The sequence below is a fragment of the Paraburkholderia sp. genome, assembly GCF_028283785.1.
GTDB lineage: Bacteria > Pseudomonadota > Gammaproteobacteria > Burkholderiales > Burkholderiaceae > Paraburkholderia.
Genome location: NZ_JAPWKB010000007.1, coordinates 65,525 through 87,610 on the forward strand (window position 1 = coordinate 65,525; position 22,086 = coordinate 87,610).

Consider the following 22,086-nt stretch of genomic DNA (forward strand, 5'->3'; position numbering starts at 1 on the left):
TCCACGGTGACGACGGACATTGCCATGCGCCTGACTGATTTCAACCCGAATCGCGGTATCGACCTCGACGCCGCGTTCGCTCATCTGATTACCGAAACCGCCGCGCTGCGTTCGCCGGCCGCGCCCGCCGACGCGGCAGCGTCCCGCACGACCCACGCGCAGCGCGTCGCCACGTGGCGTGCGATGCGCTTGCCGCCGGGCAGTGTCGTGCTCATGTGCATGCCGAACGGCCGCACGTTGCTGCAACAGTTCTTTGCGTTGATCGACGCCGGCTACGTGCCTGCGATGCTGTCGCCGACCACACCCGCGCAACGCATCCGGCACATGGCCGAAGACTTCCACGCGGCCGCGCTCGTAAAGCCGCGCATCGGCGACGCGTTGCGCCGTGAACTGTGCATCGGCCGTGTCGAAAGCGGAGACGACGCGACGTGGGAAACCGGCCGTTTCGACGCCGACGGCCAGTGGGACACCACGCCGCTGACCGAACCCGGCGACGTGATCCTGACCACGTCCGGCACGTCGTCGGATTTCAGCAGCGGTTGTGTGCACGCCTTCGCATCGTTGCGGGAAAACGCGCGCAAACACGCGGCGGATATCGGCCTGAGCGCGAGCGATACCGTGCTCGTCAACCTGCCGCTCTACTACTCGTTCGCGCTGGTCGCGCAGGCACTGGCGAGCCTGCAATGCGGCGCAAGGCTGGTCATCAGCGGGCCGCCGTTCCTCGGCGCGCGCTATCTCGCGGATCTCGACGCGCATCGCGTCACGGTGAGTTCGGTGACGCCCGTGTTGATGCGCGATCTGCTCGCGCACGGAAACACGCATCGGCACCCGCATGCGGACTTACATGCGAACCCGCAACCGCACGTCGCGTTGCCCGATTGCGTGCGCGCACTCACGGTCGGCGGCGATTTTCTGCAGGCGGAACACGCGGCGGCGTTCGTCGAACGTTATCCGGACAAGCAGCTTTATCTGACCTACGGCATCACGGAAGCAGGCCCGCGCGTCGCAACCGGTCTGGCGCACGATGGCGCGCGCGACTCGCGGCGATTCGCCTCGGTCGGCAAACCGATGCAGGGCGTCGAAGTGCGTCTGCTCGATGCCGGTCAAGCCCACGCGTCCACGCATGTCCATGCCGCCACGCGCGATTACGGCCACGCATGGCACGCGTCGCGCGAAGGCGAATTGCTGGTGCATTCGGACACGCTGCTCAAACGCAAGATCGGCCGTAGTGCGCAAGACCCGCTGATCCATCTCGACGGCAAAGCGTGGCTAAAAACCGGCGACATCTTCGAAATCGACCTCGACGGCTATTTGTACTTCAAGCATCGCCGCTCCGATTTCATCGTGCTGAACGACGAAAAAGTGAACCTCGCCGCGATCAAACAATTTTGCCGGTCGCTCCCCGGCGTGCTGACCTGCAAGACGAAATCGCTGCGACGCGCGGAAACGGTGAACGGCTATTTCCTCGAAGTAACCGTCGACGATCTGCTGGTCGGTCCGCACGAAGCCGACGCGATTCGCGCACGCATCCTGAAAGGCCTCAAGCACTACGAGCGCCCGACCACGCTGACGCTGACCGCCGTGAGCCGTCAGCAACACGAATTCTACAAATGAGGACGACCGCCATGAACAACGATAGCGATCAGAACGACCACAGCGACGCGATCGGCAGCCTGACGCAGCAGATCATCGAACGGCACGCATTGACGACGATCGACGATGTGCTCGCGATGATGCCGACGCGCATGTGTCACGTCACGCAGGAACCCGACGTGTTCCACACGTATATGCCGGGCATCGTGCGACTGAGTTATCCCCGCGACGAATGGGCGAAACACGACGCGGTCTATGCGCACTATCGCGACGACGTGATCGCGTCGTTGAGTCTGACCGACTATCTGCGAGCGTTTCTCGACGATCCGGACGCACCGCGTCTGCCGTGTTTCTGTTCGGAGATGAGCGACGTCGCCGGGGCGATCGTCAGCAGTCTGCTCGACCAGCCGGTCTACGCGATTCGCCAGATCTACGTGAACTATCTGTACCTGCCGCAGCGCTGGCATTGCATCAACGCGCTGGTCGAGCGCGGCCGCAGCAGCGCGCGCATTCGCTATTTCGATGCATCCGCCTACGCGCAGGTGTTCGATCCGTCGCGCCGCAAATTCATGCGTCCGGAAGCGCTGCAAGGTTTCGACTACGCGGACATCGAACCGCGCTTCGTCGTCAGTGAACGCTGGCTGCAAAGCGAACCGGTCCAACGCGCCATCACGCTCGACGGCGACACGATTCGCGACAGCTTCACCCCGCAGCCCACCGTCAATGCGACCCGCAAACCCGCCACCGACGACTACCTGCGCGTCTACGCGCCCGCACCGCATTTCGCTCACTCAGGCTAAATTATGGACCCGACGATGACCGACATAGTCGTGACCGGCATGGCGTGGCACACCGCGCTCGGCCATACGTTGCCCGGCGTGTGGCGGCGACTGCTCGACGGCGACAGCGGGATTGCGCCCGTCGCCTCGACGTATCCGCTGAAAAACGACCGGGCGGCACGCGTCGCGCTGACGAACCGAACCACGCCGCCGGATGTGCGCGACACGCTCGACCATCTGACGCGCCGGACGCTCGCGGCGGCAGCCGACCATGCGCAACTCGATTTATCTCGCGCACGATCACGCGACGCCGCGCGCACGCTGCTGATCGTCGGTACGAGTTTCGGCGCGCGGCTCGACGATGCGCGCTCTGCGGCCGAACCGCTCGAACGCTGGATCGATGCGATCGGCGCGGAATCCGGTCTCGAAACCGTGGCGTTGTCCACTGCGTGTTCGTCGGGTTCGGACGCGCTGCTGCTCGGTGCCGAACTGATCCGCGCAGGTCTCGCGGACCGCTGCATCTGCGGCGGCGCCGACGTGCTCGCGGACTCGAAACGGCTCGCGCACAGCGCGCTCGGCACAATGTCGGCGACGATCTTGCGCAGCTTCGACCAGCGTCACGACGGCACGATACTCGGCGAAGGCGTCGGCTTTCTGGTGCTCGAAAGACGCGGCGCGCGACCGTCGGCGACACCGCTTGCCGTGTTGCGCGGCGCGGGATCGTCGAATGACGCAGCCGGACTCACCGCGCCTGACAGCGAAGGCAACGGCATCCGGCTCGCGGTCGAACGCTCGCTGACGTGCGCGGGTTTGCGTCACGCGGATATCGGGCTGATCAACGCGCACGGCTCGGGAACGCTGACCAATGACCGGATCGAAAGCACCGCCTACCAGGCGTTGTTCGGCGGCTCGCCGACGCCGCCGACCGTCTTCGCGACCAAGGGCGCGTTCGGCCACACGCTCGGCGCGACCGGCGCGCTCGAAGCGATCGCGACGATCCTCGCGTTACAGCACCGCGTCGTCCCGCCGATCTGCGGACTCGACACACCGCTGGAAGGGTTCGACTTGCCCTTGCCGGTTCGCGAACCGCGCGCGGTGGACGCGGCCTGTGCGCTGAGCCTGACCATCGGTTTCGGCGGATTCAATACGAGTCTGATTTTTTCCACGGCTGACGCACGATGACGACGCGGTCCTTCGATGTGATCGAACGCTGCGCGCTGCGCGGCATCGGATACGAACACCTTCACGACGACGTGCGCAGCGGCATGAAAAACGCCGACCCCGCCGTCTGGCCCGTGCTCGAAGCGGTGGGACGCGTGTATCGCGCGCATCGCCGCGAACTCGACGCGCACGGCGACGCAACCGGCGTGATTCAGAGCGGCAGCGCGTTTCCAAAAGCGACCGCGCAACGCGTGATCGCGGATATCGCGCGCAGCGGCCGCGTGTCGCCGGTCGCCTTTATCAACGCGAATGCGGGCGCGGCGCTATCGATCTGCTGCACCCGCTTCGGACTACGCGGCCCGACGCTGAACCTGACGATGCCATCGACGCGAGCGCGCGCGATGGTCGATGCGCTGGCCGCGCGCTGGCTCGCGCAACGCGACGCGCAGTACCTGTTTCTGATCGAAGCGGATGACGCGCCGGACGCAGCCATCGACGCCGACATCGCCGTAACCGTCCGCCTGATCCACGCGACTGGCGCGCATCTCCCACTTTCAACTGCAATCACCGGAGTACACCACCATGACGTATGACCACGATATCGCCATCATCGGATCCGGCATTTCCGGCGCGATGCTCGCCGCCATTCTCGCGAAACACGGCGCGAACGTGATCGTCATCGATGCGGGCACGCATCCGCGTTTCGCCGTCGGCGAATCGATGGTGCCGGAAAGCGCCGTGCTGCTCGAATTGCTGGCCGAACGCTACGGCATTCCCGAACTCGCGTATCCCGGCAATATCGCGCAAATCAACCGGCACATCGGCACCTCGGCCGCGGGCGTCAAGCTCGCGTTCAGCTTCGCGTGGAATGGCTTCGGCAAGGAGCACGACCTCGCCGACGTCGTATCCACGCCGGTGCTGACGCCGGAAGCGCATCTGTTCCGCCAGGATATCGACGCGTACTACGTGGCGCTGGCCGCCCGCTTCGGCGCGACGATCAGACAGCAGGCGCGCATCCAGCAACTCGACATCGCCGATGACGGCGTGACTTTATCGCTCGCGGACGGCACCACGCTGCGCACGCGCTTCGTCGTCGATGCGGCCGGTTTTCGCGCGCCGCTCGCCGACGCGCTGAAGTTGCGCGACGACGCGCGTCCGATGCAGGCGAACACGCGCTCGCTGTTCACGCATATGGTCGGCGTCGATCTGTACGAAGACGCGATTGCGCCGGTCGAACGCCACGGCTCGCCGACCGCGTTGTCGCAAACCACGCTGCATCACATGTTCGATTGCGGCTGGTTGTGGATCATTCCGTTCAACAACCAGCCGTTCAGCACGAACCCGCTGTGCAGCGTCGGCTTGCAGTTCGACATCGGCAAACACGGTCCGGCGACGCGCGATCCGGAAGCCGAATTCCAGCAATTCCTGCTCGACCATCCGTCCACGGCAAAGCATTTCAGGAACGCGTCGCGCGTGCGTGAATGGACCGTCGCGCCACGTCTGAATTACACGAGCCGCGAAACGGTCGGCGACCGCTATTGCCTGCTCGGACACGCGGTCGGTTTCGTCGATCCGCTGTTTTCGCGCGGCCTCGTGAACACGTTCGAATCGATCGTGCGCGTGGTGCCGACCTTGCTCGACGCGCTGAAAACCGACGTATGGCAGCGCGGCAATCTGATGTCGCTGGAACGCTATAGCCTCGAAGTCGTCCGCATCAACGACCGGCTCGTCGCGAATTCGTACACGGCCTTCAAGTCGTTTCCGCTGTGGAACGCGTGGTTCCGGATCTGGCTGAGCGGCAGCTATATCGGCGTGTTGCGGCTGCGCAAGATTCTCGCGGAGTATCACAAGACACACGACGACGACGCGTTGCGCGCCGAGTTCGAAAACGCCACGTATCCGGGCCATCTGTCGATCGAAAGTCGCCGCTACGAAACGATGTTCGACACGGCGTGCGCGACGATGGAGCGCTTCGGGTCCGGCGAGATCACCGAGCGCGACACCATCGATACGCTGCACGGGCTGTATGTCGAGAACCGCGCGCATCTGCCGATCGACTTCTCGAATTTCACCAATCGCTACGTGTCGCGACCGACGGTCGAGTTTGCGAAGTCGCTGGTCGATTGGGCGAATCAGGCGCCCGACGGTCTCGCCGCGAAGCTCGCGCGCGGGCCGAACACGAAGCCGTTCGATTTCCTCGACGCGTATCGATACGGCGACCGTCTTGCGCTTGCGTCGCGCGCCGATGCGCTGCTCGCAGCGGCGATGACGCCCGAAACCGCGATGAAGTGAGCGCCGCGATGTCTTCCACTTACGACGATCTCCAGCAGCGGCGACGCGACGCGGTGGCACGCGGCGTCAATCAGGCTCACCCGATCTACGCCGCGTGCGCCGTCAACGACCGCGTCTGGGACACCGACGGCAAGCCGTACATCGACTTCACCAGCGGCATTGCCGCGCTCAATACCGGGCACCGTCATCCGCACGTGATGGCGGCGATCGACCGGCAACTGGCGGCGTTCACGCACACCTGCTTCGCGGCGTTGCCGTACGAGCCGTACATCGCGCTGTGCGAGCGGATCAACGGCTTGATGCCGGGCGATGGCCCGATGAAAACGGCGTTGTTCACGACGGGTTCCGAAGCGGTCGAAAGCGCGCTGAAAATCGCCCGCGCGCACACGCGGCGCAGCGGCGTGATCGCATTCACCGGCGCGTATCACGGCCGCACGCTGATGACGCTCGCGTTGACTGCGAAGGTGGCGCCATACGCGAGCGCGATGGGGCTGATGCCGGGTCACGTGTATCGCGCGCGGTTTCCGGACGCACGTCACGGCGTCGACGTGGACGAGGCGATCGACAGCATCGAGCGCATTTTCCGGAGCGACGCCGCACCCGACGATATCGCCGCGATCGTGTTCGAACCGGTGCAGGGCGAAGGCGGCGCACAGGTCGCGCCGGCGTCGTTCGTGCAGCGATTGCGCGCGCTGTGCGACCGGCACGGCATCGTGCTGATCGCCGACGAAGTGCAGACCGGCGCGGCGCGAACCGGCTCGTTCTTCGCGATCGAGCAGATGGGTGCGTCGGCGGATCTGGTGGTGTTCGGAAAATCGGTGGCGGCGGGCATGCCGTTGTCGGGCGTCGTCGGGCGCGCGGCGCTGGTCGATTCGGTGGCGCCGGGCGGCCTCGGCGGGACCTTCGCCGGAAGCCCGGTCGCGTGTGCGGCGGCGCTGGCCGTGCTCGATGTGATCGAACGCGAACGGCTGGTCGAGCGCGCACGGCAGATCGGTGAAACGATGCGCGGCGCGTTGCTGTCGATGCAACGTCGCTATCCGGCGATTGCCGACGTGCGCGGCTTAGGCGCGATGATCGGCGTGGAGTTGCAGGCGGTATGCGACGACGGAGTGAGTGGTGCCGGGAGCGCGGATCACGCGCCGGGGCGAAGCGCGGCGGAATACACGAAGGCGATCGTCGCGGCCGCGCGCGAACGCGGTCTGCTGTTGCTTGCGGGCGGGATGGACGGCAACGTGTTGCGACTTCTGCCGCCACTGACGCTGGAGCTTGCGCATCTCGAACACGGTTTGAACGTGCTCGATGCGTGCTTCGCCACGGTTTGACCCGTGGGCGCGAGTCGTTGCACCGAACGAAACACGGTTACGGCAAAGACGGCGCGCCGAAAAGACAAAAGGCCCACGCATTGTGTGCGTGGGCCTTTTGCGTACAACTGGTGCCGGCTGCAGGACTCGAACCCGCCACCTCATGATTACAAGTCAAGCGCTCTACCTGATGAGCTAAGCCGGCAATGAGAGCGGGATTTTATCTCATTTCACGACTTTGAGGTGAGCTCGTCCGCCACCTTTCGAACCATCGTCATCCGGAGAGGGTTCGGTTGCGGCGGGTTCGGCGGTTTTCACCGCGACCGGCCCGGACGCCTTCACGTCGTCCTCTTCGTCCGCCGACAACGCATCGGCGCCGGAGTCATTCGCTTCGCCACCCACGGACTCGACCGGGAACGCCATACCCTGGCCGTTTTCGCGCGCGTAAATGGCGAGCACGTTCGCGACGGGTACTTCGAGCTTGTGCGACTTGCCCGAAAAACGCGCGCTGAACTCGATCCACTCATTGCCCATCTGCAACTGGCTGGTCGCCTCGAAGCTGATGTTCAGCACAATTTCGTTGTCGCGCACGAACTGACGCGGCACGCGCGTCTGGTTATCGACCCGGACCGCGATGTGGGGCGTGTAGCCGTTATCGGTGCACCACTCGTACAGAGCGCGCAACAGATACGGCTTGGTGGAGATTTCTTGCATCAACTGTCCTCATGCCGGATGCGGCGTGGCGCGACGTCGATGCCGACGTCGCGCCACGTTTCATCCTGAAAGCTGAAAACCAGACCGCTGCATGCGAGCCGCGCGCCTGGCACGCGACTCACACGAAACGGCAACGACTCACATCAACGGCGCATGACCTTTTCCGACGGCGTCAGTGCTTCGATGTAAGCCGGACGGCTGAAAATACGCTCGGCGTACTTCATCAACGGCGCTGCGTTCTTCGACAGTTCGATGCCGTAGTGATCCAGACGCCACAGCAGCGGCGCGATCGCGACGTCGAGCATCGAGAACTCTTCGCCCAGCATGTACTTGTTCTTCAGGAAGATCGGCGCGAGTTGCGTCAGACGATCACGGATGGCCAGACGCGCCTTCTCGTGATTCTTCTCTGCAGCCTTGCCCTTTTCGTTTTCGAGCGTGCCGACGTGCACGAACAGTTCTTTCTCGAAGTTCAACAGGAACAGGCGGGCACGCGCGCGCTGAACCGGATCGGCCGGCATCAGTTGCGGGTGCGGGAAGCGCTCGTCGATGTACTCGTTGATGATGTTCGATTCGTACAGAATCAGGTCACGTTCGACCAGGATAGGCACCTGACCGTACGGATTCATCACGGCGATGTCTTCCGGTTTGTTGAACAGATCGACGTCGCGAATCTCGAAGTCCATGCCCTTTTCGAACAACACCAGCCGGCAGCGCTGGGAGAACGGGCAAGTTGTGCCGGAATACAGAACCATCATGTTTACGTTTCCTCAAAAAGCTGAAGGGCCAGCGCGCGGAAAAACCGTTCAGCAGGTTTTTCCTGGCGCCGGCCCCACGCCGGTGACGGCGTGATTATTTGATATCTTTCCAGTACGCGGCGTTCAATCGCCAGGCGAAAAAGCTCAGGACGCCAAGAAACAGCAGCACCCAGACGCCAAGTTGCCGGCGGGTGTTCTGCGTCGGTTCCGACATCCATGACAGGTACGACACCAGGTCGGCCACAGTAGAATCATAATCCACCGGCGACATCGTCCCCGGCGTGACCTGCTGGAAGCCCACGAATTTGTGTACCTTTTCCCCCGATTTTTCGTCGGTTTCGTCTTCGAACTTCGCGGTACGTTGCCCTTGAAGCTGCCACAGCACGTGGGGCATGCTTACATTTTCATACACCAGATTGTTCCAGCCGGTGGGCCGGGTATCGTCGCGGTAGAACGTGCGGAGATACGTGTACAGCCAATCCTTGTTGCGTGCCCGCGCCTCGACGGACAGATCCGGCGGCGCCGCGCCGAACCACGCTTTCGCGTCTTCCGGGCGCATCGACACCGACATCGTGTTGCCGATTTTATCGGTGCTGAACAGCAGATTCGCCTGGATTTCCTTCGGCGAAATTCCGATATCGGTCAAACGGTTATAGCGCATCAGGTTCGCGCTATGGCAATTCAGGCAGTAGTTTACAAATATTTGCGCGCCGTGCTGCAAAGAAGCGAAATTGTCCGCGTTATCGGGCGCGCGGTCGAGCGGGAAATTCTCGTCCGCGTGCGCGGGAACGGCAAGCAGCGCGAGCGCAGTCGCGCCGATCAGCGCGAGTGTCGTCAGTATTTTTCTCATTGTGGGGTTCTCCTGGCTCGCGATTAATGGGGCTTGAACCGCACACGTTCAGGTGGCTGTTTGAACGTGCCGAGCCTTGTCCAGAACGGCATGCCGAGGAAAAATGCAAAATAGATCAGCGCGCAAACCTGCGCGATCAACGTCGCGGCGGGCGACGGCGGCTTCGTGCCGAGAAACGCCAGCGTCAGGAACGCGGCCACGAAAATGCCGTAGAACACCTTGTGGAAGAACGGCCGGTAGCGGATGGAGCGCACCGGCGAGCGGTCGAGCCACGGCAGAAAGAACAGCGACACTACCGCGCTGCCCATCACCACCACGCCCCAGAACTTCGACTCGGTGAACGCCATGGCGAGAATCACGAGGATCGCCGCCAACGGCAGAATGCCCTTCCATTTCCCGCGCGCGCGAATGATCGCGAACAGCCCGAGCAAGCCGATGATCACCATCAGCACGATCTTGAACGGATCGGTCGTGGCGCGCAGCATCGCGTAGAAAGCGGTGAAATACCAGACCGGGGCGATTTCAGGCGGCGTCTGCAACGGGTTCGCCGGCACGAAATTGTTCGATTCGAGGAAATAACCGCCCATTTCGGGCGCAAAAAAGACGATCGCCGAGAAAACGAACAGGAAAATGCACACGCCCATGAAATCGTGCACCGAGTAATACGGGTGGAACGGAATGCCGTCGAGCGGAATGCCGTTCGCGTCTTTCTTCGCCTTGATTTCGATGCCGTCCGGATTGTTCGACCCGACTTCGTGCAGCGCCACCAGATGCGCGACCACCAGCCCGATCAGCACCAGCGGAATGGCGATCACGTGAAACGCGAAGAAGCGGTTCAGCGTGACGTCCGACACGACGTAATCGCCGCGAATCCACAGCGACAGATCCGGGCCGATAAACGGGATTGCCGAGAACAGGTTGACGATCACCTGCGCGCCCCAGAACGACATCTGGCCCCACGGCAGCAGATAACCGAAGAACGCTTCGGCCATCAGGCACAGGAAAATCGCGCAGCCGAAGATCCACACCAGCTCGCGCGGCTTGCGATACGACCCGTACAGCAGCCCGCGGAACATATGCAGATACACGACGACGAAGAACATCGACGCGCCGGTGGAGTGCATGTAGCGGATCAGCCAGCCCCACGGCACTTCGCGCATGATGTACTCGACCGACGCGAACGCGAGCGTCGCGTCGGGCTTGTAGTTCATCACCAGAAAGATGCCGGTGACGATCTGAAGCACCAGCACCAGCATCGCCAGCGAGCCGAAGAAGTACCAGAAGTTGAAGTTTTTCGGTGCGTAGTACTCGGAGACGTGTTTTTTCCACGTGGACGTCAGCGGAAAGCGACGGTCGATCCAGCCGACCAGCCCGGTCGTCTCTACTTCGTGGTCGATCGCCATCAGGCTTCTCCTTTCTCGTCTTTACCAATGACGAGCTGGGTCGCCGACGTGAAAATGTAAGGCGGGATATCGAGATTTTGCGGCGCGGGTTTGTTCTTGAACACGCGACCGGCCATGTCGTAGGTCGAGCCGTGGCACGGACATAGAAAGCCGCCGGGCCAGTCGTCGGGCAGATTGGGCTGTGCGCCTTCCTGGAAGCGCGGCGTCGGCGTGCAGCCCAGATGCGTGCACACCGCGACGGCGACCAGCAGGTTCTTGTGATCGGCGCGCGAACGGAATTCGTTGTTGCAGTATTCCGGCAGCGGCATCGTGAACGTCTTCTTGCTGTCGGGGTCGGCGACTTCGCCGTCCGCCTTCTTGACGTCGGCCAGCATCTTTTCAGTGCGGTTGATGATCCACACCGGCTTGCCGCGCCACGCGACCGTCATCATGTCGCCCGGCTTCAACGAACTGATATCCACTTCGACGGGCGCGCCCGCCGCTTTGGCTTTCTCGGATGGTGCAAACGAACTTACAAAGGGTACGACAGTGGCCACGCCTCCGATGCCACCTGCTACGGTCGTCGCGATCAGCCAGGTACGCCGGCTTCCATCGACGAGCACCTCTTCTTTGTCTCGCATCACACGCCCCACTTCTGAGTTGGATTTTCCTTCACGTCGTCTCTACCGCTGCTAGTTTGCTCGAATGGAGTTGGCATTTACAAGGCCCGAATACTAAAAAGCGTTCGAAGTCATTGATAAATCAGGGTTTCCCCGCACCACGCGCAAACTATTCGTGCTCTTCTATTAAGTGTTCTCTTCGGATTAAGCGGTGACTATTGGTATTTCCGAGCGGCGGTTTGAGTATGCGTTTTCAAACCGGATTGTGAATATCGATAAATACGTGTTCGAGGTTGAAGTGCTCGGACAGATGCGTGCCCAACGCCTGCACGCCGTAGCGTTCGGTGGCGTGATGGCCGGCCGCGATAAACGCGACGCCGCTCTCCTCGGCGGTATGCAGATTGTGCTCGGAGACTTCGCCGGTCAGATAGACGTCGGCGCCGGCGTCGATTGCCGCGTCGAAGTAGTTCTGCGCGCCGCCGGTGCACCACGCGATCCGGCGCAGCTCGATGTCGGTGTCGCCGAGTACGAGCGGCGTGCGGCCGAGCGTCTGTTCGACCTGCGCGATGAAGTGGGCGAGCGAAACCGGCGTTTGCAGCACGCTCATCCAGCCGAGATCGTTATCGCCGAAACGGGTGTCGCCGCTCAGTCCGAGCTTCGCACCGAGTTGCGCGTTGTTGCCGTACTCGGAATGGTCGTCGAGCGGCAGGTGATACGCGAACAGATTCAGATCGTTCGACAGCAGCGTCTTGAGACGTGCGTATTTGCGGCCGGTGATCTGCGGTGCTTCGTTGCGCCAGAAGTAGCCGTGATGCACGAGCACGGCATCCGCGCCCCACTCCAGCGCCGCTTCCAGAAAAGCCAGCGATGCCGTCACGCCGGTCGCGATCTTGTTGACGCGGCGGCGCCCTTCAACCTGCAAACCGTTCGGACAGTAGTCCTTGAACCTGGCGGTTTGCAGAAGATTGTTCAAGTACAATTCAAGTTCGATCCGATCCATGTAGACCTCTAATCTCTTCAGATGCTTAGACGCTTTTGGCTGTTCTTTGCCCAAGCGGTGACCGTGCTGTTGGCGCTCATGTTCATTGTCGCCACCCTCAAACCGCAATGGCTGCAACGCCAGGGGCAGTTCGGCAAGCAGCTCGCGGAGCCGATCGTCGCACTGCGGGAAGTCGCACCTGGCATTGGCAACGGTCCTGCCCAGGCCTCTTACGCAGACGCCGCACAAAAGGCGATGCCCGCGGTCGTCAACGTGTTCTCCAGCAAAGACGGTTCGTTGCCGCCCGACCCGCGCGCCAAAGACCCGCTGTTCCGCTACTTCTTCGGCGACAAGAACAACAACCGCCGACAACAGGAACAACCTGCGGCCAATCTCGGCTCAGGTGTGATCGTGAGTTCGGAAGGTTACATTCTAACGAACCAGCACGTCGTCGACGGCGCCGATCAGATTGAAATCGCGCTGGCCGATGGTCGCACGACCAACGCGAAAGTGATCGGCGTCGATCCGGAAACCGATCTCGCCGTGCTGAAGGTCAACATGACCAACCTGCCTACCATCACGCTCGGCCGGATGGATCAGACGCACGTCGGCGATGTCGTGCTGGCAATCGGCAATCCGTTCGGCGTCGGCCAGACGGTGACCATGGGTATCGTCAGCGCGCTTGGCCGCAATCACCTCGGCATCAATACGTTCGAAAACTTCATCCAGACCGACGCGGCGATCAATCCCGGCAACTCGGGTGGCGCACTGGTCGACGTGAACGGCAATCTGCTCGGCATCAACACCGCGATCTACTCCCGTTCCGGCGGCTCGCTGGGTATCGGTTTCGCGATTCCGGTTTCGACGGCGCGCAGCGTGCTCGAAAGCATCATCACGACCGGTTCGGTGACGCGCGGCTGGATCGGCGTCGAGCCGCAAGATGTGACGCCGGAGATTGCGGAATCGTTCGGGCTCGACCAGAAGAGCGGCGCGATCGTCGCGGGCGTGCTGAAGAACGGCCCGGCCGACCGCGCGGGCATCAAGCCGGGCGATATCCTGCTGAGCGTGAACGGTCAGGACATCACCGACACCACGCGTCTTCTGAACGTGATCGCGCAGATCAAGCCGGGCACCGACGCGAAGGTGCATCTGGTGCGCAAGAATCGCGAACTCGATCTGAATGTGACGATCGGCAAGCGCCCGCCGCCGCCGAAGCAACCGGCCGAGCAAAGCGACGATAGCGACGACGGCGGTTGAAGCGATTGAGTTGAGTGGCTTCAGTCGAGCGGTAAGATCAGGCAACGTCGTTCGCGAACGGCGTGGAAAAGCAAAAGGGGCAGTCCTCGCGGACTGCCCCTTTTGCTTTTCCAGCGTCATGCGGATAACGCGCTGCGCGCACCCGTCAACCAGGTGCGCCGTCTTCCTTCGCAACCGCCGGCTGCTTGCCGACGATCAGACGCGCCGCGATGATGCCCGCCTCGTACAACACGATCAGCGGAACCGCGAGGATCAGTTGCGAGAACACGTCCGGCGGCGTCACCACCGCCGAAATCACGAATGCGCCAACGATCACGTACGGCCGGATTTCGCGCAGCTTCTTCACCGTCAGAATGTTCATGCGGACCAGCAGCACGACGACGATCGGTACTTCGAACGTCACGCCGAAGGCCAAAAACATGGTCAGCACGAAGCTCAGGTAATTGTCGATGTCCGTGGTCATTTCCGCGCCCAACGGCGCGTTGTAATGCGCCATCACCCGGAAAATGGTCGGAAACACGACGAAATACGCGAATGCCATCCCGCACAGGAACAGCACGTAGCTGCTGCCGACGAGCGGCACGACCAGCTTCTTTTCATGCTGATACAGGCCCGGCGCGACGAACGCCCAGATCTGATACAGCACGATAGGCAACGCGATCACGAACGCGACGAGCATCGTCACTTTCATCGGCACGAAAAACGAACCGGTGACGTCGGTGACGATCATCTTGCCGTCTTTGGGCAGATTCGCCATCAGCGGTCGCGCGAGCAACCGGAAGATATCGGGCGCCCAATACACCAGCGACACGAACACGACGATCACGGCGATGCCCGCGCGGATGATGCGATCGCGCAATTCGACGAGATGTGAAATGAAGGTCTCTTCAGTGCCTTCGCTCTGGGGGGTTTGCTGCGGGTCGCTCACACCGGCCCTCGGTAAGAGATGAATGCCAGGAACATCAGAAGAAGCGCGTAGGCCGGCGCAAGGTGGCCGGCGTGTGACGCGCGACGCGCGCGGCGCCCGACTGGACCCGCGTGCGACGCAATGTGGCGCGCTTGTACCACGCCGGCATTGCCGCCTGCTTGACGCGCCAGTTCTTGCGCTTCGCCGGGGTCGTGCCGACCGGACCGGCGTTGCCGCTGTAAATGCTTTGCCAGGATGAATCTGTGATGCCGCCCGCGTCGGCTTCGGTGACCGTACCGCCGGCGATGCTCGGCGACACCGACGTACCCGAATTCCACGCGTCGTTCAGCTCGGACTCGTGCTTGTTCAGATTGTCGTGGATGGTGTTTTCGACATTGCTCGCCGCCGACGCGAACTCGGTCTTCATGCGACGCAGTTCGTCGAGTTCGATTTCGCGCGTGACTTCGGACTTGACGTCGTTGATGTAGCGCTGCGCACGGCCGAACAGCGCGCCGGCCGTACGCGCGACGCGCGGCAACCGCTCCGGCCCGAGCACGACAAGCGCGACGACGCCGATAAGCGCCATCTTGGTGAGACCGAGGTCCAGCATGAGGGATTTCCGTCAGTGCGCGATTAAAGCGGGCTGAGTGCCAACCAGCCACCACGAGCGCCGGTTGGGACGCGAAACAGGCGACGCGAAGGCGCGACGGATTCCGCGCCTTCTATCGCAAGCGAATGCCGGTTTAACGGAAATCGCTGGAGTTCGGCGTCTTTTCCTTGGCTTCGACGTCGACTGCGCCGTTACGCGGCAGTTCGTGCTTCGATGCGTCGGCCGGCGTTTCGGCTTCCCGCATGCCTTCCTTGAAACCCTTGACCGCGCCACCCAGATCGCCACCGATATTGCGCAGCTTCTTCGTGCCGAACACCAGAGCGACGATCAACAGCACGATCAGCCAGTGCCAGATACTCAACGAACCCATGACTACTCTCCTTGACCCCGCCGCCACGTATCGGACGTGACGAACATCTTATGCCTTTCGGCCTGAATTGAAGCACGCAACGCGACTGCCATTGTGCATAGCCAAAATGGCCGAAGCATGTCGTGACGATATGCGTCGCCTATGCACCACAGCGGCACACTACGACGTCAGCCCATTCGCTGCCACGGACGCGGCCCGGCCAGGATATGCGCATGCAGGTGATACACCTCCTGCCCGCCGCCCGGCCCGGTGTTGATGACCGTGCGGAAACCCGTCTCGCCGCCCGTGTAGGCGACGCCCAGTTGTTCCGCCAGTCGCGCCGTCAGAACAAGCATTCTACCAAGCAGCGGCGCATCGCTTTCGGTGCAGTTCGACAATGTGGGGATGTGCTTTCGGGGAATCACGAGCACATGGGTTTCGGCTGCTGGGCGGATGTCGCGAAACGCGACGAACTCGTCGTCTTCGTGGACTTTCGTCGACGGAATTTCGCCTTTGGCGATCTTGCAGAAAAGGCAGTTCGGATCGTGGCTCATGATGTTCCTGAAGCGCAAGCGTGCGGTGGTCAGAACCACGCGCGCGGGGTCAGCAGCGGCTTGTTATCGTACAGATACAGCCAGCCCTTGATGATACGGTACAGCATCCAGATACTGACGACCCACAGAATGGGAATGCCGATCAGCACGAAGAACAACGCGCCGCCGATCAGATAACCCAGCAGACACCACCAGAACGTGCGGATCTGCCATTCGAAATGCGCTTCGAACGGCGTGCCGGCCACATCGGCCCGCTTCACGTAGTTGATGATGATCGCCACCAGCATTGCCACGCCGCCCGTCAGCCAGTGAAACGCGTACAGCGCGTACAGAACGTGCGTCAGCGTGCGCAGACCGCGCTCGCGCTCGTGATCGCCGCCAAGGGCATTGCGATAGGCAGGCGGCGGATATCCGCCTTGCGGCTGTTCCATGCTGGCGTGCTCCCGTGGGTTGCAACGAATGGGCGTTGGAAAACGGCTCCGGATGACGGCGAAACCGGCTCTGTCAGCCGCCGTTCTGCTCACGCTCGCGCACCTTGCGCAGCGCCTTTTCCTCGATTCCCGACAAGCCTTCGCGGCGTTCGAGTTCGGCGAGCACGTCGGCGGGACTGAGCTCGAAGTGCGACAGCATCACGAGGCAGTGAAACCACAGATCGGCCACTTCGCCGACCAGCGGTGCCGGCGCGCCGCCATGACGCGCGTCTTTCGCGGCCAGCACGACTTCGGTGGCTTCTTCGCCGATCTTCTTCAGGATCGCGTCGTCGCCCTTGTGGAACAGGCGCGACACGTACGACACGTCGGGATCGCCGCCACGGCGGCTGTCGATGATGGCCGCGAGGCGCATCAGCGTGTCGGTCGTCGAAGGCGTGGTTTGCGTGGAATCAGCGGATTGCGTCATTTGTAGATGTGTTCGGGGTCTTTCAGCACGGGATCGACGGCGACCCAGTCGCCATCGTCTGCCGCGCCTTCGAATTTCTGGAAAAAGCACGAGTGACGGCCGGTATGACAGGCGATGCCCGATACCTGCTCGATCTTCAGCAACACGACGTCTTCGTCGCAATCGAGCCGCACTTCATGGACGTGCTGAACGTGGCCGGACTCCTCACCCTTGAACCACAGCCGCTGGCGCGAGCGCGAGAAGTACACCGCGCGCTTCAGCTCGATGGTCTTGACGAGCGCTTCGCGGTTCATCCACGCGAACATCAGCACGTCGTTGGTCGACGCTTCCTGCGCGATCACCGGCACGAGGCCGTTCGCGTCCCATTTCACCTTGTCGAGCCAGTTGACGCCGGAGGGATTCACCACGTTACAACCTCACCGAAATGCCTTGATCGGCCATGAAGCGCTTCGCTTCGCCGACCGTGTGTTCGCCGTAGTGGAAGATGCTCGCGGCCAGCACGGCGTCCGCGTGACCGCCGGTGATGCCGTCGGCCAGATGTTGCAGCGAGCCGACGCCGCCGGAGGCGATCACGGGAATCGGCACCGCATCGGACACGGCGCGCGTCAGCGCGAGGTCGAAACCGCTCTTGGTGCCGTCGCGATCCATGCTGGTCAGCAGGATTTCGCCCGCGCCGAGTTCGGCCATCTTGCGCGCCCATTCGACCGCTTCGAGGCCGGTTGCCTTGCGGCCGCCGTGCGTGAACACTTCCCAGCGCGGCGGTTCGCCGTCGGCCGAGACGCGCTTCGCGTCGATTGCCACGACGATGCACTGCGAGCCGTATTTGTCCGTCGCGTCGCGCACCAGCTGCGGATTCGCAACCGCCGACGAGTTCATGCTGATCTTGTCCGCGCCCGCGTTCAGCAGGCGTCGCACGTCTTCGACCGCGCGCACGCCGCCGCCGACCGTCAGCGGGATGAACACTTGCGACGCGACCGCTTCGATGATCGGGAGGATCAGGTCGCGTTGGTCGGACGTGGCGGTGATGTCGAGGAAGGTGAGTTCGTCGGCGCCCTGATCGTCGTAGCGGCGCGCGATTTCCACGGGGTCGCCCGCGTCGCGCAGTTCGACGAAATTGACGCCTTTGACCACGCGTCCTGCGGTGACGTCCAGACAGGGGATGATGCGTTTAGCTAGAGCCATGATCTTGCGTTTCTTGCCAATACCGCTGATGAGGCCGCTTTCGTCGCATCGGTGGATGGTTTCGAAAGCGGCACGATGCCGGTTTCGCGCGGCCATGCCGCGCGAACAACGCTCCGGGCGAGCGACCGGAGCGGCGCGTCGGGCGGATTAAGCGTCGTCCGATTCGCGCAGACGGTCCGCGTGGCTTTGCGCGGCGGTGAAATCGAGGTCGCCCGAGTAGATGGCGCGGCCGCAAATGACGCCTTCGATGCCTTCATCTTCGACTTCGCACAGCGATTCGATATCTGCCAGATTCGACAGGCCGCCGCTCGCGATCACCGGAATCTTGACCGCGCGCGCAAGGCGCACGGTGGCTTCGATATTGATGCCTTGCAGCATGCCGTCGCGGCCGATGTCCGTGTAGATGATCGACTCGCAGCCGTAATCTTCGAACTTGCGCGCGAGATCCACGACTTCGTGACCGGTCAGCTTGCTCCAGCCGTCGGTTGCGACCTTGCCGTCTTTCGCATCCAGACCGACGATGATGTGGCCGCCGAACGCGGTACACGCGTCTTGCAGGAAACCGGGGTTCTTCACCGCCGCCGTACCGATGATGACGTACGACAGGCCGTCGTCGAGATAGCGTTCGATGGTGTTCAGGTCGCGGATACCGCCGCCCAACTGCACGGGAATCTCGCTGCCGACTTCCTGGATGATCGAACGGATCGCGTCTTCGTTCTTCGGCTTGCCGGCGAACGCGCCATTCAGGTCGACGAGGTGCAGACGCCGCGCGCCGCGCTCGACCCAATGTCGAGCCATTGCAGCCGGGTCTTCGGAGAAAATCGTCGCCTGGTCCATATCGCCCTGTTTGAGGCGTACACACTGACCATCTTTCAGGTCGATGGCGGGGATCAGCAGCATAGCAATCGGGTGTTGTCTGGGAAGGGGTTGAAGGTCAGGCTCGGGCCATCGGACAAAGCCGCTACGGCGCCGCGCCGTTCCGCTAGTTTAGTACAAGTCTTTCGGTGCCCTTGCTGCCTTGCCGCGTGGAACGTACGGCAGCGCGCAGGAACCGGTACAGAAGTGCCGCTTTACGGATTCCAGTGGACGAAGTTGCGGTAGACGCGCAAACCGGTTTCGGCACTTTTCTCCGGGTGAAACTGGGTGGCAAAGATGTTGTCGCGCGCGACCGCCGACGTGAACGGTCCGCCGTACACGGTCTCGCCCGAGGTAACTGCGGCGTCGGCCGGGGCCACGTAGTAGCTATGCACGAAGTAGAAGAAGCTGTTGTCAGCGACACCTTCCCACAACGCGTGAGCCTGCGTCTGACGGACCCGGTTCCAGCCCATTTGCGGGACCTTGAAACGCGAGCCGTCGTCCTGCACCTGGCCTTCGAGGTCGAAGCGCAGCACCTTGCCCGGCAGCAAGCCGAGGCCCGGCGTGTTGCCTTCCGCGCTCCAGTCGAACAGCATCTGCTCGCCGACGCACACGCCCATCAGCGGCTTGCTGCGCGACGCTTCGACCACCGCTTCCTGCAAGCCGGACTCGGCGAGACTGCGCATGCAGTCGGGCATCGCGCCCTGGCCGGGCAACACGACGCGGTCGGCCGCGCGAATCGCTTCCGGACGATCGACGATCGCCACGTCCGCTTCCGGCGCAGCCTTGCGCAATGCCTGCGCCACCGAGCGCAGGTTGCCCATTCCGTAATCCACAATCGCTATCGAAGTTTTCATTTCAAGTTAGGCTGCAAAGCCTTCAGACCGCCGACGCCGCGTTTGAAACACGAGCGTCGGCTACATCGAAACCATCGGACGCGAATCCGCATCCAGACCGACAACGACAAGACTAACCCGGACGGCCCCACGCTGTGAACCTGGCCGAACGGCCGATGCCCGCGACATCGCGAGTCGGGCAGACTATCCATCGGGACAGGTCTGCGGTTCGGACCTGTAGTTGCCGGGTAATCACCCGGCGCTCGTCAGGTTGCGCGTAACCGGCGCAGCTCGCGCTGCGACGTTACAGGCTGCCCTTGGTGGACGGAATCTGCCCGGCCGCGCGGTCGTCGAGTTCGACGGCCATGCGGATCGCGCGCCCGAACGCCTTGAACACGGTTTCCATCTGGTGATGGGCGTTCAGGCCGCGCAGGTTGTCGATATGCAGCGTTACGCCGGCGTGATTCACGAAGCCGCGGAAAAATTCGATGGAGAGATCGACGTCGAACGTGCCGATCCGGGCGCGCGTGAACGGCACGTGGAATTCGAGGCCCGGACGGCCGGAAAAGTCGATCACGACGCGCGACAGCGCTTCGTCCAGCGGAACGTACGCGTGGCCATAGCGACGAATGCCTTTTTTGTCGCCGATCGCCTTCGCGACCGCCTGACCCAGCGTGATGCCGACATCTTCGACCGTATGGTGGTCGTCGATTTCCAGGTCGCCATGCGCCTCGACATCCAGATCGATCAAGCCATGCCGGGCAATCTGATCCAGCATGTGATCCAGGAACGGCACGCCGGTTTTCAGCTTTTGCTGACCCGTGCCGTCCAGATCGATCTTCACACGGATCTGCGTTTCGCTGGTGTTGCGAACGACTTCCGCAAGGCGCATGGTAATTCCTCGAATTAAAGCAGTATTAGATGGGGGTGGTTGGGAACGCCGCGCGCCGCGCCTACATGGTCGAACCATGCGAGGCGCCGCTGCACGGCACGCCGTTCAATGCAGCACGAGTTTCAGTGCGGCCAGCAATTGCGCGTTTTCTTCGGGGGAACCGACGGTCAGACGCACGCAATTGTCGAGCAATGGGTGCATTTTACTCACGTTTTTGATCAGAACCCGCGCCGCCAGAAGCGTTTCGAATAACGCGGACGCGTCCGGAACCCGCACCAGCAGGAAGTTTCCGGCGCTCGGGAACACTTCGGTGCCCGGCAATGCGGCAACGGCTTCGGCGAGTCGGGTGCGCTCGTCGCGCAGTTGCGCGGCCTGCGCATCAAGCACATCGACGCGATCCAGCAGGAAATCGGCGGCCGCCTGCGTCAGCACGTTGATGTTGTACGGCGGACGCACCTTGTCGAACTCGGTGAGCCACGTCGCGCGGCCCGCCAGATAACCGAGGCGGATTCCGGCCAGGCCGAGCTTCGACACGGTGCGCATCACGACCACGTTGTCGAATTCGTCGGCGCGCGGCATCCAGCTTTTTCCCGCGAACGGCTGATACGCCTCGTCGATCACGACGAGGCTCTTGCCGGCCGCGGCGATGATGCGCTCGATGTCGGCGTCGTCGTACAGCGTGCCGGTCGGATTGTTCGGATACGCGAGATAAATCACCGCCGGTTCGTGTTCGGCGATTGCGGCCAGCATCGCGTCGGTATCAAGCGTCAGATCGGCCTTGAGCGGCACGCCGACGAACGCGAGATTCGCGAGTTTGGCCGACAGCGCGTACATGACGAAGCCCGGCACGGGCGCGAGCACTTTCGCGCCCGGCTTCGCCACCGCCATCGACACCATGCTGATGATTTCATCGGAGCCGTTGCCGAGCAGCACGTCGCAGCATGCGGGCACGTTCATCACCCGCTTGATCTTGTCGAGCAGTGCGTTCGGGCGCGGTTGCGGGTAGCGGTTCAGCGCGACGCCGGCCAGATGCTCGCCGAGTTCGGCAGCGAGCGGCGCGGGCAGCGTGAACGGGTTTTCCATCGCGTCGAGCTTCACGAAGCCCGTCGAATCCGGTACGGGATAGCTCGTCATGGCGAGCACGTCGCGGCGGATGATGTCTTGAGGTGTGGTCATAGTTCTTGAGCCCGGCCGCGATCGCGACAGACTCGAACGGCACTCGGCCGCCCGGAGTGTTGGTCAGTGTAGTTATGGTGCGCGCGCATGCATGGCCGTGCACGGCTTGCATGCGGCGACGCTGATCGCGCGCGCCGCATTGCCC

At 62.7% G+C, this 22,086-nt stretch carries 25 protein-coding genes and 1 tRNA gene; 7 read left to right on the forward strand and 19 right to left on the reverse strand.

From position 1 onward, the window contains the following. Window positions 1-24 precede the first annotated feature (24 nt). From PW947_RS09155 to PW947_RS09180, 6 genes are read left to right on the forward strand one after another with little or no spacing between them, the layout of a single operon-like run. Window positions 25-1,614 carry a class I adenylate-forming enzyme family protein gene (locus PW947_RS09155; protein WP_299631013.1) on the forward strand — a complete coding sequence of 530 codons (1,590 nt, stop codon included), beginning with the start codon at window positions 25-27 and terminating at the stop codon, window positions 1,612-1,614. An 11-nt stretch (window positions 1,615-1,625) separates the two neighbouring features. Then, window positions 1,626-2,393, forward strand: a complete 768-nt coding sequence (locus PW947_RS09160; protein ID WP_299631015.1) for a hypothetical protein — start codon at window positions 1,626-1,628, stop codon at window positions 2,391-2,393. Between the two features lie 15 nt (window positions 2,394-2,408). After that, a complete protein-coding gene (locus PW947_RS09165; protein ID WP_299631017.1) occupies window positions 2,409-3,554 on the forward strand; it encodes a beta-ketoacyl-[acyl-carrier-protein] synthase family protein in 1,146 nt (381 codons plus the stop codon). Beyond that, window positions 3,551-4,126 (forward strand): hypothetical protein, encoded by a 576-nt coding sequence (locus tag PW947_RS09170; protein WP_299631019.1) that lies wholly within the window; start codon window positions 3,551-3,553, stop codon window positions 4,124-4,126. The genes PW947_RS09165 and PW947_RS09170 overlap by 4 nt, the downstream gene beginning before the upstream one ends. Continuing rightward, window positions 4,116-5,825 carry a tryptophan 7-halogenase gene (locus PW947_RS09175; protein ID WP_299631021.1) on the forward strand — a complete coding sequence of 570 codons (1,710 nt, stop codon included), beginning with the start codon at window positions 4,116-4,118 and terminating at the stop codon, window positions 5,823-5,825. Before PW947_RS09170 ends, PW947_RS09175 begins: the two co-directional genes overlap by 11 nt. Window positions 5,826-5,833: 8 nt before the next feature. Next, complete coding sequence (locus PW947_RS09180) at window positions 5,834-7,147, forward strand: aminotransferase class III-fold pyridoxal phosphate-dependent enzyme (protein WP_299631023.1); 1,314 nt, start codon at window positions 5,834-5,836, stop codon at window positions 7,145-7,147. Window positions 7,148-7,255: 108 nt separating this feature from the next. On the opposite strand, the gene PW947_RS09185 is transcribed toward PW947_RS09180, so the two are convergent. The 7 genes from PW947_RS09185 to PW947_RS09215 form a co-directional block, all read right to left on the reverse strand. Continuing rightward, window positions 7,256-7,331 (reverse strand) — tRNA-Thr (locus tag PW947_RS09185). A gap of 20 nt (window positions 7,332-7,351) precedes the next feature. Then, window positions 7,352-7,840, reverse strand: a complete 489-nt coding sequence (locus tag PW947_RS09190) for a ClpXP protease specificity-enhancing factor (protein WP_299631025.1) — start codon at window positions 7,838-7,840, stop codon at window positions 7,352-7,354. A 143-nt stretch (window positions 7,841-7,983) separates the two neighbouring features. Beyond that, window positions 7,984-8,595, reverse strand: a complete 612-nt coding sequence (locus PW947_RS09195) for a glutathione S-transferase N-terminal domain-containing protein (protein ID WP_006052302.1) — start codon at window positions 8,593-8,595, stop codon at window positions 7,984-7,986. Window positions 8,596-8,689: 94 nt separating this feature from the next. Beyond that, on the reverse strand, window positions 8,690-9,445 hold the full coding sequence (locus PW947_RS09200; protein WP_299631035.1) for a cytochrome c1: 756 nt from the start codon (window positions 9,443-9,445) through the stop codon (window positions 8,690-8,692). A gap of 23 nt (window positions 9,446-9,468) precedes the next feature. Then, the gene (locus PW947_RS09205) at window positions 9,469-10,848 is read right to left on the reverse strand and encodes a cytochrome bc complex cytochrome b subunit (protein WP_299631037.1); all 1,380 of its coding nucleotides are present in this window, start codon (window positions 10,846-10,848) and stop codon (window positions 9,469-9,471) included. Continuing rightward, entirely contained in the window at window positions 10,848-11,468 is a 621-nt protein-coding gene (petA, locus tag PW947_RS09210; RefSeq protein ID WP_299631038.1) for a ubiquinol-cytochrome c reductase iron-sulfur subunit, read from the reverse strand. The genes PW947_RS09205 and petA overlap by 1 nt, the downstream gene beginning before the upstream one ends. A 232-nt stretch (window positions 11,469-11,700) precedes the next feature. After that, entirely contained in the window at window positions 11,701-12,447 is a 747-nt protein-coding gene (locus tag PW947_RS09215; protein ID WP_299631039.1) for a Nif3-like dinuclear metal center hexameric protein, read from the reverse strand. Window positions 12,448-12,468: 21 nt separating this feature from the next. Here PW947_RS09215 and PW947_RS09220 point away from each other — a divergent pair, with 21 nt between their 5' ends. After that, window positions 12,469-13,683, forward strand: coding sequence for a Do family serine endopeptidase (locus PW947_RS09220; protein WP_299631040.1), 1,215 nt, complete (start codon window positions 12,469-12,471; stop codon window positions 13,681-13,683). A 145-nt stretch (window positions 13,684-13,828) separates the two neighbouring features. On the opposite strand, the gene tatC is transcribed toward PW947_RS09220, so the two are convergent. The 12 genes from tatC to hisC form a co-directional block, all read right to left on the reverse strand. After that, window positions 13,829-14,611, reverse strand: coding sequence for a twin-arginine translocase subunit TatC (gene tatC, locus PW947_RS09225; protein WP_299631041.1), 783 nt, complete (start codon window positions 14,609-14,611; stop codon window positions 13,829-13,831). Between the two features lie 34 nt (window positions 14,612-14,645). Then, window positions 14,646-15,200 (reverse strand): Sec-independent protein translocase protein TatB, encoded by a 555-nt coding sequence (gene tatB / locus PW947_RS09230; protein WP_299631042.1) that lies wholly within the window; start codon window positions 15,198-15,200, stop codon window positions 14,646-14,648. A 133-nt stretch (window positions 15,201-15,333) separates the two neighbouring features. Beyond that, the gene (tatA, locus tag PW947_RS09235) at window positions 15,334-15,570 is read right to left on the reverse strand and encodes a Sec-independent protein translocase subunit TatA (protein ID WP_299631044.1); all 237 of its coding nucleotides are present in this window, start codon (window positions 15,568-15,570) and stop codon (window positions 15,334-15,336) included. 167 nt (window positions 15,571-15,737) lie between these two features. Next, complete coding sequence (locus PW947_RS09240) at window positions 15,738-16,103, reverse strand: histidine triad nucleotide-binding protein (RefSeq protein WP_299631045.1); 366 nt, start codon at window positions 16,101-16,103, stop codon at window positions 15,738-15,740. Between the two features lie 29 nt (window positions 16,104-16,132). Continuing rightward, entirely contained in the window at window positions 16,133-16,534 is a 402-nt protein-coding gene (locus PW947_RS09245; RefSeq protein WP_299631046.1) for a hypothetical protein, read from the reverse strand. A 73-nt stretch (window positions 16,535-16,607) separates the two neighbouring features. Then, on the reverse strand, window positions 16,608-17,000 hold the full coding sequence (locus tag PW947_RS09250) for a phosphoribosyl-ATP diphosphatase (protein WP_299631047.1): 393 nt from the start codon (window positions 16,998-17,000) through the stop codon (window positions 16,608-16,610). Next, window positions 16,997-17,407: a phosphoribosyl-AMP cyclohydrolase gene (hisI, locus tag PW947_RS09255; RefSeq protein WP_299631048.1), complete on the reverse strand. Its 411-nt coding sequence runs from the start codon at window positions 17,405-17,407 to the stop codon at window positions 16,997-16,999. The genes PW947_RS09250 and hisI overlap by 4 nt, the downstream gene beginning before the upstream one ends. 1 nt (window position 17,408) lies before the next feature. Next, window positions 17,409-18,182, reverse strand: a complete 774-nt coding sequence (gene hisF / locus PW947_RS09260; RefSeq protein ID WP_299631050.1) for an imidazole glycerol phosphate synthase subunit HisF — start codon at window positions 18,180-18,182, stop codon at window positions 17,409-17,411. Between the two features lie 147 nt (window positions 18,183-18,329). Further along, window positions 18,330-19,082 (reverse strand): 1-(5-phosphoribosyl)-5-[(5-phosphoribosylamino)methylideneamino]imidazole-4-carboxamide isomerase, encoded by a 753-nt coding sequence (gene hisA, locus PW947_RS09265; RefSeq protein ID WP_299631051.1) that lies wholly within the window; start codon window positions 19,080-19,082, stop codon window positions 18,330-18,332. Between the two features lie 170 nt (window positions 19,083-19,252). After that, window positions 19,253-19,894 carry an imidazole glycerol phosphate synthase subunit HisH gene (gene hisH, locus PW947_RS09270; protein WP_299631053.1) on the reverse strand — a complete coding sequence of 214 codons (642 nt, stop codon included), beginning with the start codon at window positions 19,892-19,894 and terminating at the stop codon, window positions 19,253-19,255. Window positions 19,895-20,177: 283 nt separating this feature from the next. Next, entirely contained in the window at window positions 20,178-20,765 is a 588-nt protein-coding gene (gene hisB, locus PW947_RS09275) for an imidazoleglycerol-phosphate dehydratase HisB (protein WP_299631055.1), read from the reverse strand. Between the two features lie 105 nt (window positions 20,766-20,870). Beyond that, window positions 20,871-21,941 (reverse strand): histidinol-phosphate transaminase, encoded by a 1,071-nt coding sequence (gene hisC / locus PW947_RS09280; RefSeq protein WP_299631057.1) that lies wholly within the window; start codon window positions 21,939-21,941, stop codon window positions 20,871-20,873. Window positions 21,942-22,086: the final 145 nt, after the last annotated feature.